Annotated in this window: 11 protein-coding genes, 3 pseudogenes and 1 riboswitch; of the genes and pseudogenes, 5 read left to right on the top strand and 9 right to left on the bottom strand. The window is 65.7% G+C overall.

What is annotated here, in order from left to right; translation table 11 throughout:
* Positions 1-10: 10 nt before the first annotated feature.
* From mlaD to H3V53_RS10355, 7 genes and pseudogenes are all read right to left on the bottom strand, one after another.
* Positions 11-565: an outer membrane lipid asymmetry maintenance protein MlaD gene (mlaD, locus tag H3V53_RS10385; RefSeq protein WP_054918662.1), complete on the bottom strand. Its 555-nt coding sequence runs from the start codon at positions 563-565 to the stop codon at positions 11-13.
* Between the two features lie 88 nt (positions 566-653).
* Positions 654-1,430 carry a lipid asymmetry maintenance ABC transporter permease subunit MlaE gene (gene mlaE / locus H3V53_RS10380; protein WP_054918594.1) on the bottom strand — a complete coding sequence of 259 codons (777 nt, stop codon included), beginning with the start codon at positions 1,428-1,430 and terminating at the stop codon, positions 654-656.
* Positions 1,427-2,248, bottom strand: coding sequence for an ABC transporter ATP-binding protein (locus H3V53_RS10375; protein WP_336597850.1), 822 nt, complete (start codon positions 2,246-2,248; stop codon positions 1,427-1,429). The genes mlaE and H3V53_RS10375 overlap by 4 nt, the downstream gene beginning before the upstream one ends.
* 86 nt (positions 2,249-2,334) lie before the next feature.
* Positions 2,335-3,445, bottom strand: a pseudogene (gene thiE / locus H3V53_RS10370) (thiamine phosphate synthase).
* Positions 3,442-4,266: a thiazole synthase gene (locus H3V53_RS10365; RefSeq protein ID WP_336597849.1), complete on the bottom strand. Its 825-nt coding sequence runs from the start codon at positions 4,264-4,266 to the stop codon at positions 3,442-3,444. Before H3V53_RS10365 ends, thiE begins: the two are co-directional and overlap by 4 nt.
* 36 nt (positions 4,267-4,302) lie before the next feature.
* Positions 4,303-4,500, bottom strand: a complete 198-nt coding sequence (gene thiS / locus H3V53_RS10360; protein ID WP_054918587.1) for a sulfur carrier protein ThiS — start codon at positions 4,498-4,500, stop codon at positions 4,303-4,305.
* A gap of 10 nt (positions 4,501-4,510) precedes the next feature.
* Positions 4,511-5,650, bottom strand: a complete 1,140-nt coding sequence (locus H3V53_RS10355) for an FAD-dependent oxidoreductase (RefSeq protein ID WP_336597848.1) — start codon at positions 5,648-5,650, stop codon at positions 4,511-4,513.
* A 246-nt stretch (positions 5,651-5,896) separates the two neighbouring features.
* A riboswitch (TPP riboswitch) is annotated at positions 5,897-6,007 on the bottom strand.
* Between the two features lie 344 nt (positions 6,008-6,351).
* Here H3V53_RS10355 and H3V53_RS10350 point away from each other — a divergent pair.
* The 5 genes and pseudogenes from H3V53_RS10350 to H3V53_RS10330 form a co-directional block, all read left to right on the top strand.
* Positions 6,352-8,076, top strand: a pseudogene (locus H3V53_RS10350) (ABC transporter ATP-binding protein/permease); the annotation flags it as partial.
* A gap of 164 nt (positions 8,077-8,240) precedes the next feature.
* On the top strand, positions 8,241-8,846 hold the full coding sequence (locus tag H3V53_RS10345; protein WP_336597847.1) for an SDR family NAD(P)-dependent oxidoreductase: 606 nt from the start codon (positions 8,241-8,243) through the stop codon (positions 8,844-8,846).
* Between the two features lie 391 nt (positions 8,847-9,237).
* Positions 9,238-9,454 (top strand): annotated as a pseudogene (locus H3V53_RS10340) (ATP-binding protein); the annotation flags it as partial.
* 417 nt (positions 9,455-9,871) lie between these two features.
* Positions 9,872-11,143, top strand: coding sequence for an MFS transporter (locus tag H3V53_RS10335; protein WP_336597846.1), 1,272 nt, complete (start codon positions 9,872-9,874; stop codon positions 11,141-11,143).
* A gap of 17 nt (positions 11,144-11,160) precedes the next feature.
* The gene (locus H3V53_RS10330) at positions 11,161-12,429 is read left to right on the top strand and encodes a D-amino acid dehydrogenase (protein ID WP_336597845.1); all 1,269 of its coding nucleotides are present in this window, start codon (positions 11,161-11,163) and stop codon (positions 12,427-12,429) included.
* 16 nt (positions 12,430-12,445) lie between these two features.
* Here the strand turns inward: H3V53_RS10330 and thpR are convergent, their stop codons facing one another.
* Entirely contained in the window at positions 12,446-13,066 is a 621-nt protein-coding gene (gene thpR / locus H3V53_RS10325) for an RNA 2',3'-cyclic phosphodiesterase (protein ID WP_336597844.1), read from the bottom strand.
* A gap of 197 nt (positions 13,067-13,263) precedes the next feature.
* On the bottom strand, positions 13,264-14,730 hold the full coding sequence (locus H3V53_RS10320; RefSeq protein ID WP_054918571.1) for a glutamate synthase small subunit: 1,467 nt from the start codon (positions 14,728-14,730) through the stop codon (positions 13,264-13,266).
* Between the last annotated feature and the right edge of the window lie 34 nt (positions 14,731-14,764).

Here is a 14,764-nt window from a genome sequence, read left to right as displayed (position 1 = left end):
GTTGTTCTCCTTATTGACCCGACGCGCCCGATGCCGCCGCAGCAGGCGCGGCAGGGGCCGGAGCAGGCGCTGCGGGCGCCGCGGCCGATGTGCCGGGTTTGGCAGCGCCCGAATCCGCTGCCTTGCTATACAAAAACTGTCCGATCAGATTTTCCAGGACGATGGCCGATTGAGTCATCGTGATCGTGTCGCCGGCCTTCAGCATTTCGGTGTCGCCGCCCGGTTCGAGACCGATGTACTGCTCGCCCAGCAGGCCGGAGGTCAGAATCTTCGCGGAAGTGTCCTTCGGAAACTCGTATTGCTTGTCGAGATCGAGCGTCACGAGCGCCTGATACGAGTTGCTGTCGAAGCCGATCGACGCCACGCGCCCCACCGTCACGCCCGCGCTCTTGACGGGCGCGCGCACCTTGAGGCCGCCGATGTTGTCGAACTTCAGCTTGACGGGATAGGTCGCCTGAAACGACAGCGAGCTCATGTTGCCGGCCTTCAGCGCAAGGAACAGCAGCGCGATAAACCCTAGCACCACGAACAGACCGACCCAGAAATCGAGAGCAGTTTTTTTCATCTTCATCCCAGAGAGAATCTTCAGCGGCGGCGTGGCGTCTGCGCGGCGCGTGGCGACGCGCCGGCCGTCAGATCACGCCACGCGCTTCTTAGCTGAACATCAGAGCGGTCAGCAGGAAATCGAGACCCAGTACCGCGAGCGACGCGTACACGACTGTCTTCGTGGTCGCACGCGACACGCCTTCGGGCGTCGGTTTTGCTTCGTAGCCCTGGTAGAGCGCAATGAACGTGACCGCGAAGCCAAACACGATGCTCTTGATCACGCCGTTGCCGACGTCGCGATAGGCGTCCACTCCGCCTTGCATCTGCGACCAGAATGCGCCGGCATCCACGCCGATCATCAGCACGCCCACGACATAGCCGCCCAGCACGCCAACCGCGCTGAAGATCGCGGCGAGAATCGGCATCGAGATGATGCCCGCCCACATGCGCGGCGCGACGACCACCTTGAGAGGATCGACGGCCATCATTTCCATCGCCGTCAGTTGCTCGCCCGCCTTCATCAGGCCGATTTCGGCCGTGAGCGACGTGCCCGCGCGCCCCGCGAACAGCAGCGCCGTCACGACGGGCCCGAGCTCGCGCACGAGCGACAGCGCGACGAGCAAGCCGAGCGCCTGCTCGGAGCCATAGCGGTTGAGCGTGTAGTAACCCTGCAGCCCGAGCACGAAGCCGACGAACAGCCCCGATACGGCGATGATCACCAGCGAATAGTTGCCGACGAAGTGAATCTGCTTCGTGACAAGACGCGGGCGGCGCAGCAGCGCAAAGAATTCGGCGACGAGACGCACGAACATGCGTGCCGCATAACCCGTCTGTCCGAGCCCGCATACGACGGAGCGGCCGATGAAACTGATCGCGTTGATCATGCGCGGCCCCCGCCGATGCCGAAATCCGCCGCCAGCGGCGTGCTGCCCGGATAGTGAAATTTGAAGGGACCGTCGGGCGTGCCGTCGATGAACTGGCGCACGGTCGGATCGCTCGACGCGCGCAGCTCGTCGGGCGTGCCTTCGGCGAGCACGCCGCCGTTGGCGAGAAAGTAGACGTAGTCGGCGATCGCGAACGATTCCGGCACGTCGTGCGTGACGAGAATCGACGTTGCGCCGAGCGCCTGGTTGAGCGTGCGGATCAGGTTCGCCGTGATGCCGAGCGAGATGGGGTCGAGACCGGCGAACGGCTCGTCGTACATCATCAGTTCCGGATCGAGCGCGATGGCGCGGGCCAGTGCGACGCGCCGCGCCATGCCGCCCGACACCTGTGACGGCGCGAGATCGCGCGCGCCGCGCAGGCCGACCGCGTTCAGCTTCATCAGCACGAGATCGCGGATCAGGTCTTCAGGGAGATCGGTATGCTCGCGCAGCGCGAAGGCCACGTTCTCGAACACCGACATGTCGGTAAAAAGCGCGCCAAACTGGAACAGCATGCCCATCCGGCGGCGCAGTGCGTACAGGCCGTCGCGCGTCTGCGCGCCGATGTCCTGGCCGTGGAACAGCACCTGGCCGCGCTGCGCGCGCACGAGGCCGCCGATCAGCCGCAGCACGGTGGTCTTCCCGCACCCCGAGCCGCCCATGACCGCGACCACCTGGCCGCGTTTGAAGCGCAGATTCAGGTTCGACAGGACAAGCCGCTCGCCGTAGCCGAAGTCGACGTCGCGCAGCTCAAGGAGGGTCTCGGCAGAGGAAGGCACGTAACTGACAGTCCTTTTACACGGAAGGCGGAATTATAGGGCCTTCGTGCAAACCCTGCCTTGACGACGCTATCGATTTAACTTTTCTAAACTTTTTCTTGCAAAAACTCGCTTTGCAACGCTGCCGTCGCAATAGCGGGATCGGCGGCTTGTGTGATCGCGCGCACGACGGCCGCGCTTTTCACGCCCGTCGCCAGCACTTGCGGCAGCACATCGCCGCTAATGCCCCCGATCGCGACGAGCGGCACGACGCCCTCGAGCAATTTCACGTAGCGCACGAGCCGCGCCAGACCTTGCGGCGCCGTCGGCATCACTTTGGTCGTAGTCGGGAATACGGCGCCGAGCGCAATGTAGCTTGGACGGAAGTGCAACGCGGTGAGCATTTCGTAGTAGCCGTGCGTCGACAGTCCAAGTCGCACGCCCGCCTTCGACAACGCGTGCAGATCGGCCGTATGCACATCTTCCTGGCCGAGATGGACGCCGTAAGCGCCCGCATCGATCGCGGCCTGCCAGTGATCGTTGATGAACACGCGCGCATCGTGCTGGCGGCCCGCCGCCACGGAACGCGCGATTTCCTGTTTCAGTTCGCCCGGCTCCGCCGTCTTGCGGCGCAATTGCAGCGTCTTCACGCCGAACCCGGCCACGCGTTCCACCCAATCGGCCGTGGGCAGCACGGCGTAAAGACCGAGCGCATCGGGGCATGCGGCAAACGGCTGGGCGGGCGCGTCCGGCAGCCCGGCAACGCGCGGAAAGCGCGACAGATCGCACGGCCAGGCATCGTCGGATTTCGTCTCGTCGCCGTCGCGCCATGCGAGCGCGAGCACCAGCGCGTCGTGCGGATCGAAACCGCAATCGAGAAACGCCGCCAGCGCCGCAATCCAGTCTTCGGCAAGCTGGCCTTCCAGCCGATAGCGCACGCCCCCCCAGATGCAGCGACGCGCGGCCCGCCGCCGCTTCGATCACGCCCGCGCCCTGCGTCTGCCAGCGCGCGATCTGCTCGCCGTGCTGTTGCTCATCGGCGACGATGATCAGATCGCCGCCGTTCGCGTCGTCGGGCGACGTCAGGCAGATACGCCAGTTCACGTGCGACGCGGGCCAGTCGCCCAGTCGCGCGCGGATGCGTTCGGCGGCTTCCATCAGTTCGTCGGCGGGCGGCCAGAACAGGTCGCGGCCCGCGAATTTCAAGGTGTCGGTCATGCCGCTGCGCTCCCATCCTGATGCCAGAACGGCATGCCGACGACGGGCGTGCTCGCGTGGGCAGTTTCACGTTCGGCCATCGGGCCGGCCAGCCAGGCCTCGCGGCCCGCTTCGACGCCCATCGCGAAGGCGCGCGCCATCGTCTCGGGATGCGTCGCCTGGGAGACCGCCGTGTTCAGCAGCACGCCGTCGAAACCCCACTCCATCACCTGGCACGCATGCGACGGCACGCCGAGACCCGCATCGACGATCAGCGGCACGTCGGGCAGACGCTCGCGCAGCACGCGCAGGCCGTACGGATTGACGACGCCCTTGCCCGTGCCGATAGGCGCGCCCCACGGCATCAGCGCCTCGCAGCCCGCATCGAGCAGACGCCGGCCGATTACGAGATCTTCCGTGCAGTACGGCAGCACCTTGAAGCCGTCCTTCACCAGCTGCGTGGCCGCTTCGATCAGACCGACGGGATCGGGCTGCAGCGTGTAGTCGTCGCCGATCAGTTCGAGCTTGATCCAGTCGGTTTCGAACACTTCGCGCGCCATGTGCGCCGTCGTGACGGCCTCGCCGACCGTCTGGCAGCCCGCCGTGTTCGGCAGCAGCGGCACGCCGTGCCGCTTGAGCAGATCGAAGAAGCCGGCTTCCGCGCCGCCTTCGCTCATCTGCCGGCGCAGCGCGACGGTTACCATGCCCGGCTTCGATGCCGCGATCGAATCCGACAGCGACTGCAGCGACGGATAGCGCGACGTGCCCAGCAGCACGCGGCTCTGGAAAGTTTCGCCGTACAGCGTGAGCGCGTCGGCGCGGGCGTTCGCGTGTGAGTTCATCTGTGAGTCCTTGTCTGTGACAGTGCGCCGGGGCGTTCAGCCGCCTGCGACGGGATGCACGACGTCGAGCTTGTCGCCCGCCTGCAAGGCACGCGCAGCATGCTGCGTGCGCGCGACGAAAGTGCCGTTCAGCGCGACGGCGAACGGCGGCCGCGCGCCGAATGCGCTGAGCGCGTCGGCGACGGTCGCCCCTTCGGGCAGCGACAGCGGCTTCTGGTTGATCTGGATATCCATGTCGATTCGTTCAAACGTTGAGAGTGACGGCAGGCTCGTGATCCCGCCGGAACAGCTCGCTCCAGCGCGCGTGGCGCTGCCAGTCGTCGAATGCGTCGGCATCGGCGACGCGGCCGTCGAGCAGCGCCGACGCAAACCGCACCGCTTCGCCCGCGACTTCGGGCGCGATCATATAGCCGTGCCGGTAAAGCCCGTTCACGCGCAGCGTGTGGGCGCCGTCCCACAGCAGCACGGGGCGATGATCCGGCAGCGTCGGACGGCATTGCGAGTTCAGTTCGAGAATGCGCGCCTCGCCGAAACCCGGATGCACCGAAAACGCCGCGCTCAGCAGTTCGAGCGCCGAGCGCACGCTGACGGGCGACATGTCCTCGCCCTCCACTTCCGTCGCGCCGATCACATACAGATCGTTCTGCTTGGGCGCGATATAGAGCGGATAGCGCGGATGCAGCAGACGCACGGGCCGTGTCAGGCCGATGCCCGGCGCGTGCACCCGCGCGACTTCGCCGCGAATGCCGCGCAGTGTCGGCATGACAGGCTTCGCGCCCAGGCCGCGGCAGTCGATCGTGATGCGCGCAGCGGGCAAGGCGTGGTCGTCGACGGCAGTGTTCCAGTGCGTGTCGACGCCACGTTGCGCAAGCCCTGCCGCGAGCGCCGTCAATACCTGGCGGTTGTCGAGCTGGCCTTCGTGCGGCAGCAGCCAGCCTTGCGCGAAGCGTCCCGCGAGGGCAGGCTCCGCCGCGCCGACCTGCGCCCCCGCGAGCGCCACGAGGCCGCCGTCGAGCAGCGCGGCGGGCGCGTTCGCGCGCAGCCGCCGCTCGAACAGCGGCGCTTCGGCGCGATCGCTGTGATGCCAGACGATCAGCGAGCCACTGCGCTGGAAGAACACGGGCTCGGGCAATTGCGCAAGCAGCGACGGCCAGGTTTCCAGCGACGCCGCGCCAAGCTGCGTGATCAGCAGCTCGGCGCTGGCGGCTTCCGCGAGCGGCGCGAGCATGGCCGCGGCGACCCACGCGGCTGCCTGCGAGCCCGCCGCATCGCCGCGCTCGTACAGCGCAACGCGATGGCCGTCGCCCGCAAGCTGCCACGCGACCAGCCGGCCGCACAGCCCGCCGCCGATGACGGCGAAATCAGGTTGAGCAGACGTCTTCATCGCGCGGTCCTCCGGCGTGCTGCGCAAAGCGCGTGCGCAATCGCACGTCGGTCGCGAGCGGCAACGTCGAATCCGGCGCAGCGCGCGCCAACGCAACAAACAACTGAAGAATGAGCGGTCATCGAATCCTTTTCCGTACGGCAAGTGCGCACGTACCCAAGGACGAAACCAGCGGACGAGGCCAGCCGGGTATCGGGGTTCACGATATGACGGGAACGCCGCCCCGGCGGAAGGAGAACTTCCAGGAAATACTTCCCGAAAACTTCCCGCGCCGGTATTACCCGGATCGGGTGCGAAGGGTTTCTCTCAGCCTCGCCGCAGCGACTGCCCGCGCACGAAGCACCCCTGTTTCGTCCGGACCATTAGACCATAAAAGGCGCGCGGGCCGCAAACCCGTCCGGAACGCAATCGGCGGTGGCCCATTTTTCTTTCCGGCGGGGTTCTGTCCGCCTCTGGCACAATGGCACGCGTCAATGCGAGCGACATGCCGCGCCGTTGCAAGCCAGTCGTCGGGTTTGCAGTGCCTGCCGGGTGCGTCCTGCAGCGTGCGCTTAGGTCCGACGCTTAAGTTCAACGCTTAAGTTCGGATTAAGCCGCTGCCGGAACAATGCATCGGGCCATCACCCGGTGTGACGCGCAGCGCAACGCGGCCACGCGATGCACGGCGCCACCGCTCGGGCCGACCGTATGAAAGGACGCTTATGATCGACAATTCGAAAAATTCTGCGGACATCACGGCGTGGGGACTGATCAAGCCCTACTGGGTGTCCGAGGATAAATGGAAAGCCTGGGGACTGCTCGCGCTCGTCATCGCGATGAACATGACGATGGTCGCGGCCAACGTCTGGTTCAACACGTGGCAGCGCACGTTCTTCGACGCGATCCAGCAGTACAACTACCCCGTCTTTAAATACTCGCTGCTGCAGTTCACGGTCATCGCACTCGCGCTGATCCTGCTCGGCTCGTATCGGACGTACTTCCGCCAGATGCTCGAATTCCGCTGGCGGCAGTGGCTCACCACCCGCTATCTGAACGACTGGCTCGGCGATCGCGCGTACTACCGGATCGAGCGCGACAGTCTCGCCGACAACCCCGACCAGCGTGTATCCGCCGATCTGCAAGGGTTGGCGAGTTCGACGCTCAACCTGTCGCTCGGCCTGCTGTCGACCACCGTCACGCTGTTCTCGTTCATCGTGATTCTGTGGAACCTGTCGGGCGCGTTCGCGTTCCACATGTTCGGCACCGAGTTCTCGATTCCCGGCTACATGGTGTGGGCGGCGCTGATCTACGCAGCCATCGGTTCGTATGTGACGCACAAGGTCAACCATCCGCTGGTGTCGATCAACTACCAGCAACAGCGCGTCGAAGCCGACTTCCGTTTCTCGCTGATCCGCATCCGCGAAAACGCCGACCAGATCGCGCTGTATCAGGGCGAGCGCTCGGAAGAGCAGAAGCTGCAAGGCGTGTTCGCGCACATCCGCGAGAACTGGCGTCTGATCATGCGCTTCACGCGGCGCTTCAACATCGTTGTGATCAGCTACTCGCAGCTGGCCATCGTGTTTCCGTATATCGCGGCCGCGCCCAAATACTTTTCGAAGAGCATCTCCTTCGGCATGTATCAGCAGGTGACGGGCGCGTTCGGCACGGTCAGCGATTCGTTCTCCTGGTTCATCAACAATTACGATTCGCTCGCCGAATGGCGCGCAACCGTCAACCGTCTGCGGGAATTCAATCGCGTGATGCGCTCGCAGCATCTGTATGAGTCAGTGGTCGAAGGCACGGTGCACGGCGGCATCAACGTGCACGTCACGGACACCGATTCGATCAACGTCACGAACCTGCGCTTGCAGCGGCCCGACGGCGAGCCGATGGCCAACGTCGGCTCGTTCCGTATCGCGCCGAAGTCGCGCTGGCTGGTGCGCGGTCCGTCGGGCGCGGGCAAGAGCACGCTGATGCGCACGCTCGCGGGGCTGTGGCCGTTCGGCGAAGGCACGATCGAAATGCCCGCCGACGCGAAACTGCTGTTCATCCCGCAGCGAAGCTATTTGCCTATCGGCACGCTGAAGGCGGCGCTGTGCTATCCGTCGGACGTGTCCGCGTATTCCGACGAGGCGTGCCGCGAAGCGCTCGCCATTTGCCGTCTGTCGGAGTTCGCAGACCGGCTCGGCGAAGCGGCGCATTGGGAACGCTCGCTGTCGCCGGGCGAACAGCAGCGTCTGGCCGCAGCGCGCGCGCTGCTGCAAAAGCCCGACTTCCTGTTCCTCGACGAAGCGACGAGCGCGCTCGATCCCGACAACGAAAGCAACATCTACAACGCGCTGATCGAGCGTCTGCCGAATGCGGCGATCGTCAGCGTCGCGCATCGCAAGACGCTCGAAGCGTTCCACGACCAGACGCTGTTCATCGAGCGCGCCGTCGAGCGCATGCGCGAGACGCTGCGCGTCGAGCGCGTCGTGCTGGTGACGGGCGCGGGCTCCGGCATCGGCGCAGCGCTCGCGCGGCGCATCGCGGCACCACGCGTCGCGCTGATGCTGCACGCGCGCGGCGCGGATGCCGCGTCGCGCGAACGCCTCGACAACGTGGCGGCCGTTTGCTCGTCGACGCGCACGTGCGCGACGTGCTCGGCGATCTCGCTGAGCGCGGCGCATCCGAACACGCCGTTCATCAAACGCTCGCGCAGTTCGGCGCGCTCGATCAGATCGTCGCGAACGCCGGACACGCGCAGCGTCACACCATCGGCACACTCGACTTCGAATCGCTCGCGGAATCGTTCGCCGCGATGCCCGCCGCGTTTGCAGCGCTCGTCAAACGCGCGGCGCCGGCGCTCGAAACGTCGAAGCGCGGGCGCATCGTCGCCGTGAGTTCGTTTGTCGCGCATCGCTATCGTGCGGACGCGCCGTTCGCGGGCACGGCCGCGGCGAAGGCTGCGCTCGAATCGCTGGCGAGATCCGCGGCGGCGGAGCTGGCGCCGCTCGGCGTCACCGTAAACTGCGTCGCGCCCGGCTATACGCGCAAGGAGCGCGGACCGAGCGCCGACAACGCGCCCGCTTGGGCGCGCGCGGCACAAGCCACGCCCTTGGGCCACGTGGCCGAACCGGACGACATCGCCGCGCTGATCGCCTTCCTGCTGTCCGACGCAGCGCGTCACATCACGGGCCAGGTGATCCACGTCGACGGCGGGCTGACACTCGGTTAAGCCACGCGCGCATCGCCGGGCACGCCGCGACATTGACGCGTGCGCCGCTCGCGCAACATCCGGAAAGACTCGCGAACAGTTCGAAAGCACTTTCGAAGCGCATGCCCTGTTCCGCGCTTTGCTCACGCGCCGTTCCAGCGACGATTGCATCGCGGGCCAAACGCTCCTTTGGCGCGGCCCGCGACGCATGTTCAACGTCACTGGAAAAGCTGCCATGTCACTCGCCCGCCGCCTCCCTTCGCTGTCCCGCTTGTCCCTTGCTTTCGCGCACTCCGCTCGCACTGCGAGTCTCACTACGGGCCTCACTACGGGCCTCACTACGGGCCTCACTACGGGGCTCACTACGGGATTCATTGCCGCGCTGTTGCTCGCGACGGCCGCCAATGCCGCGCACGGCCCGGGCATTCCCGAAGACCGCATTGCGGCCGCGATGAAGCCGTTCGTACGGCTCGACGCGGCGCGCGGCGGAGAAGGCCATTGCGGGCTGGGGCTCGCGATCGTCGTGCGGCTGGCGCATCATCGGGGCGGCCAGTGCGTCGTCGCCAATCATCCCGAGGGGCGGTTTGCATGTGCGCATCGCGCTGCCCGTCGCCGGGGAGCCGGCGTGAAGCCGGGCGCGCAGGAAGCGCATGTAACGGGCGCGTAGGACAGGCGCGAGGGTCGCGCTTACCTTGCCTTACGTTCAGGCCGCACCGCGGCGTTTCGGGACTACAGTGCAATCCGGCGTCCTCGGCGCCTCCGTGTTCGGTCCGTCCCGCTGCCACCTGGGACGGGCCGTTTTTTCTTTGGGCGAACGACGCCTGCCAATAGCCGCTCTGCTCGCCCGCGAGCGGCTTCGCCAATCAGCAAGAATCCGGAATGCGGTGCCCTGTGCGGCCGTTTACGCCTTGTCGGCCAGGCGCCGGTTTTTTGCTCCGCATTGGCCACATTTCAGGCCGACCGTAGAATACAACCCACCGCAACCCGCCCGCGTCATCATCTGTGGCCTGCCGGAAAAACATCTGAAGCACAACAAAGGAGAGGAGATGGCGTCGTTTCAGTGGTTCACAGAACTGTCCGGGCGCGAACGGCGCACGCTCTACGCGGGCTTCGGCGGCTACGCCGTCGATGCGTTCGACTTCATGATCTACTCGTTCCTGATCCCGACACTGATCGCGTCGTGGGGCATGTCGAAGAGCGAAGCGGGGATGATCGCGACGAGCTCGCTGATTTCGTCGGCGATAGGCGGCTGGCTCGCGGGCATCCTCGCCGACCGCTACGGCCGCGTGCGCGTGCTGCAATGGACGATCGCCACTTTCGCCGTGTTCACCTGCCTGTCGGGCTTCACGAACGGCTTCTGGCAACTGCTGACGACGCGCACGCTGCAAGGCATCGGCTTCGGCGGCGAGTGGTCCGTCGTGACGATCATGATGGCCGAGACGATCCGCTCGCCCCAGCATCGCGCGAAGGCAGTCGGCACGGTGCAAAGCAGCTGGTCGGTCGGCTGGGCGGCGGCGGCGATTCTCTACTGGGCGTTCTTCGCGCTGCTGCCCGAGCAGTACGCGTGGCGCGCGTGCTTCTGGATTGGCCTCGTGCCGGCGCTGTGGATCATCTACATCCGCCGCAACGTCAGTGATCCCGACATCTTCACAGCGACGCGTCGCGCGCGCGACAGCGGTCTCGACACGTCGCACTTCCTGCAGATCTTCGCGTTCCCGCATCTGAAGACCACGATACTCGGCAGCCTGCTGTGCAGCGGCATGCTGGGCGGCTATTACGCGATCACGACCTGGCTGCCCACGTATCTGAAAACCGTGCGCCATCTGTCGGTGTTCAACACGAGCGGCTATCTGGTCGTGCTGATCGTCGGCTCGTTCACGGGGTATATCGTCGGCGCGATTCTCTCCGACAAGATCGGCCGCCGCGCGTCATTCATTCTGTTCGCGATCGGCTCGTTCGTGCTCGGCATGATCTACACGATGCTGCCCGTCACCGACGGCGCGATGCTGCTGCTCGGCTTTCCGCTCGGCATCGTCGTGCAGGGCATTTTCGCGGGCGTGGGCGCGTACCTGTCCGAGCTGTATCCCAACGCGATTCGCGGCTCGGGCCAAGGTTTCTGCTACAACCTCGGGCGCGGCATCGGCTCGTTCTTTCCGATCCTCGTCGGCACGATGTCGCAGACGATGACGCTGGTGAAAGCGATCGGCATCGTGGCGGGCTCGGGCTATCTGCTCGTCGTGCTGGCCGCGCTGGCGCTGCCGGAAACGAAGGGCAAGTCGCTCTCGGCTCAGACCGCGGAGTCCGCCGAACACGTGTAATACGGCTTCGTCACTTCATGCATACGATCGTTCTCGGCGGCGGCATCATCGGGGTCGCCACCGCCTTCTACCTGCGCGAGCGCGGCTGCGATGTCACCGTGATCGAGCGCGAGGCCGACGTCGCGCTCTCCACCAGCTTTGGCAACGCGGGCGTGATCGCGCCCGGTTACGTGACGCCGTGGGCCGCGCCCGGCATGCCGCTGAAAATTCTCAAGTACCTGTTCAAGCCTGCCTCGCCGCTGATTTTCCGGCCGACGCTCGACCCCGCGCAATGGCGCTGGATCGCGCGCTGGCTGCGCGAATGCGATCTCGCGCGCTTTCGCGTCAACAAGCAGCGGATGCAGCGCATCGCTTACTACAGCCGAGAATGCCTGCATGAGTTTCGCGGCCGTCATCCGTTCGAGTACGGGCGCAGCCAAGGCTATCTGCAACTCTTTCGCACGTCGTTCGACATCGAACTCGCGCGGCCGGCGCTTGCCGTGCTGCGCGATGCGGGCATCCAGCATCGTGAAGTAAGCGCGGCCGAATGCGTGCAGATCGAGCCGGGACTGCGCTGGGCGCGCAACCCGCCGCTCGCCGGCCTCTATTTGCCCGACGATGAAGCGGGCGACTGCGCGCGCTTCACGCGCGAGCTGCGCGCGATTTGCGAAGCCAACGGCGTGCGCTTTCGCTTCGACACGCGCGTCACGGCGCTCGATGCGCGCGGCGGGTCCGTGCATGGCGTGCACGTGGAAAGCGCGGCGGGCAGCGAAACGCTGGTGGCGAACGCCGTAGTGGTCGCGGCGGGCGTCGACAGCGCGGAGCTGCTCGCGCCGCTTGGCGTGAAAGTGCCGCTGTATCCCGTGAAGGGCTATTCGGCAACGCTGCAGATCGTCGACGACGAAAAGTCGCCGCGCGCCGCGTTGATGGACGAATCGCTGAAGACGGCGATCACGCGCTTCGGACCGAACCTGCGCGTCGCCGGCACGGCCGAACTCGGCAATCGCCAGACGACGCTGCGCGAGCAGGCACTGCAAACGCTGATGAAAGTGCTCGACGACTGGTTCCCGCACGCGACGGCGCCCTCTTCCGCGCACTTCTGGGTCGGCCGCCGTCCGATGACGCCTGATGGCGCACCGCTGCTCGGGCCGTCGGGCATCGACAAACTGTGGATCAATCTCGGGCACGGCTCGACGGGTTGGGCGATGTCGCTCGGCTCCGGGCGCGTAGTCGCCGATCTGATCACGCAGCGCGAGCCGGAAATCGATCTGAACGGACTGACGCTCGCGCGATATCGCGCGTCCTAGTCGATCGCTCGCAGCGTCAGTCGCAGACGACGGGCACGCTGGCGAGCGACCGGTAGCGCGCGCCGTTGCGCGCCAGCGTGCTCGAATACAGCGTCAGCGATTCGAAACGCGCGATCAGTTCGGTGTGCAGCTCGGCCGCGGGACCGACAGCCGCGGCCTCATGCCGATAGCGTGCGAGCGTCACGTGGGGGCGAAACGTGCGCGCGTCGACGGGCAGGCCGAGTGCGATCATCGACGAACGCACGCGCCAGTCGAGTGCAACGAACTCTTCGGACATGGCCAGCGCGGCGACCGTGAGGCGCGGGTGCGATGCGCGCGGCCAGTGCTCGATCTTCGTCACGGACGTGGGTTTGAGCGGTACGGTGTCGCGCGTCAATGCGTCGACGAGGGGCGCGCTTTTCGCATACGGCAACATGCCGATGAACGTCACCGTCAGATGCAGTTGCTCGTAAGGCACGCGGCGCGCGGTGGAGGGAACGTCGATGGCGGACAGCGCGTCGCGCGTGGCCGCGTCGGGGACGAGGGCGATGAAGCAGCGCTGATAGTCGTGTTGCTCGTGCGTGTTGCCCGTCGCAGAGGCGCTGTCGAAAGCTTGCCCTGCGTCGTCTGGATCAGGCTGCGGATCGGTGCGTTGCATTGTTCGTCTCCGTTCGCGTTCCCGCTCATGGCACATTATCGCCCGATGCCAAGAAAAAACCGGGTCGCTCTTGCGAGCGCCCGGTTTTTGTCCTGCTTCTACTGCCGTGCGGTGACGTCTGATGCGTCCGCGCCTGTCTCCACTTCCTCCTGCTAAAAGGAGCAACGATGCCTGGCGGCATCGTCCAGCTATGAGACTCAGCGCGGCAAATCCGAATGCCCCATCAGATACGCATCGACGGAGCGCGCGCACTGACGCCCTTCGCGAATCGCCCACACCACCAGCGATTGCCCGCGCCGCATGTCGCCCGCCGTGAACACCTTGTCGACGGACGTGTAGTACGCCTTCTCGCCTTCCGTCGAAGCACGCACGTTGCCGCGCGCATCCTTGTCGACGCCGAACGCCTCGAGCACGGGCGAAACCGGCTGCGTGAAACCCATCGCGAGCAGCACGAGATCGGCCTTCATTTCGAATTCGGAGCCCGGCACTTCGACCATCTTGCCGTCCTTCCATTCGACGCGCGCCGCAATCAGTTTCTCGACCTTGCCGTTCTTGCCTTCGAAGCGCTTGGTCGCCACGGCCCAGTCGCGCTCGCAGCCTTCCTCGTGCGACGACGACGTGCGCAGCTTCACGGGCCAATACGGCCACACGAGCGGCTTGTTTTCCTCTTCGGGCGGCTGCGGCAGCAGTTCGAACTGCGTGACGCCCTTCGCGCCGTGACGGTTCGACGTGCCCACGCAGTCCGAGCCCGTATCGCCGCCGCCGATCACGACCACATGCTTGCCCTTCGCGAGCAGCTGGTCGGCAACCTTGTCGCCCGCGTTGACCTTGTTCTGCTGCGGCAGGAATTCCATCGCGTAATGGATGCCCGCCAGCTCGCGGCCAGGCACGGGCAGATCGCGCGGCGTTTCGGAGCCGCCCGTCAGGATCACGGCGTCGAACTGTTCCTTCAGTTCTTCCGGCGTGATGGTTTCCTTCGCGGTATTGCCGATGTGCGACGGAATCGCGTCCTTGCCGACGAACACGTTCGGACGGAAGCTCACGCCTTCCGCTTCCATCTGGCGCATGCGGCGGTCGATCAGCCACTTCTCCAGCTTGAAGTCGGGAATGCCGTAACGCAGCAGCCCGCCGATGCGATCATTCTTCTCGAACACGGTCACGTCGTGGCCAGCGCGCGCCAGTTGTTGCGCGGCGGCGAGACCCGCCGGGCCCGATCCGACGACGGCCACTTTCTTGCCCGTCTTGTGCTTCGGCGGCAGCGGCGCGACCCAGCCTTCCGCCCACGCCTTGTCGATGATCGCGTGCTCGATCGACTTGATGCCGACGGGGTCGTCGTTGATGCCCAGCGTGCACGCCGCTTCGCACGGCGCCGGGCAGATGCGGCCCGTGAACTCAGGGAAGTTGTTGGTCGAATGCAGGACTTCGATCGCGTTCTGCCAATCCTGGCGGAACACCAGATCGTTGAAGTCCGGGATGATGTTGTTCACCGGGCAGCCGTTGTTGCAGAACGGAATGCCGCAGTCCATGCAACGCGCGCCCTGGATCTTCGCTTCGTCGTCGGTCAGCGCCGAGACGAATTCCTTGTAGTGCTTGACGCGCGTGAGAGGTGCTTCGTACGCCTCGTGGCGGCGCTCGAACTCGAGAAAACCGGTTGCCTTGCCCATGTGGTTCTCTATGTCTATCTGAATCGGTGAGGGG

It is taken from the genome of Paraburkholderia bengalensis (assembly GCF_037126505.1).
In the GTDB taxonomy this organism is placed as follows: domain Bacteria; phylum Pseudomonadota; class Gammaproteobacteria; order Burkholderiales; family Burkholderiaceae; genus Paraburkholderia; species Paraburkholderia bengalensis.
Note: the sequence above shows the minus strand (reverse complement) of the source record. Positions and strands in the feature narration are given on the sequence as shown.

What these genes read in the sequence shown, in the direction of transcription:
- thpR (WP_336597844.1), bottom strand. Translation starts at nt 13,066, where the DNA reads ATGCAACGCACCGATCCGCAGCCTGATCCAGACGACGCAGGGCAAGCT.
- H3V53_RS10320 (WP_054918571.1), bottom strand. Translation starts at nt 14,730, where the DNA reads ATGGGCAAGGCAACCGGTTTTCTCGAGTTCGAGCGCCGCCACGAGGCG.
- H3V53_RS10355 (WP_336597848.1), bottom strand. Translation starts at nt 5,650, where the DNA reads ATGAAGACGTCTGCTCAACCTGATTTCGCCGTCATCGGCGGCGGGCTG.
- mlaE (WP_054918594.1), bottom strand. Translation starts at nt 1,430, where the DNA reads ATGATCAACGCGATCAGTTTCATCGGCCGCTCCGTCGTATGCGGGCTC.
- mlaD (WP_054918662.1), bottom strand. Translation starts at nt 565, where the DNA reads ATGAAAAAAACTGCTCTCGATTTCTGGGTCGGTCTGTTCGTGGTGCTA.
- H3V53_RS10335 (WP_336597846.1), top strand. Translation starts at nt 9,872, where the DNA reads ATGGCGTCGTTTCAGTGGTTCACAGAACTGTCCGGGCGCGAACGGCGC.
- H3V53_RS10365 (WP_336597849.1), bottom strand. Translation starts at nt 4,266, where the DNA reads ATGAACTCACACGCGAACGCCCGCGCCGACGCGCTCACGCTGTACGGC.
- thiS (WP_054918587.1), bottom strand. Translation starts at nt 4,500, where the DNA reads ATGGATATCCAGATCAACCAGAAGCCGCTGTCGCTGCCCGAAGGGGCG.
- H3V53_RS10330 (WP_336597845.1), top strand. Translation starts at nt 11,161, where the DNA reads ATGCATACGATCGTTCTCGGCGGCGGCATCATCGGGGTCGCCACCGCC.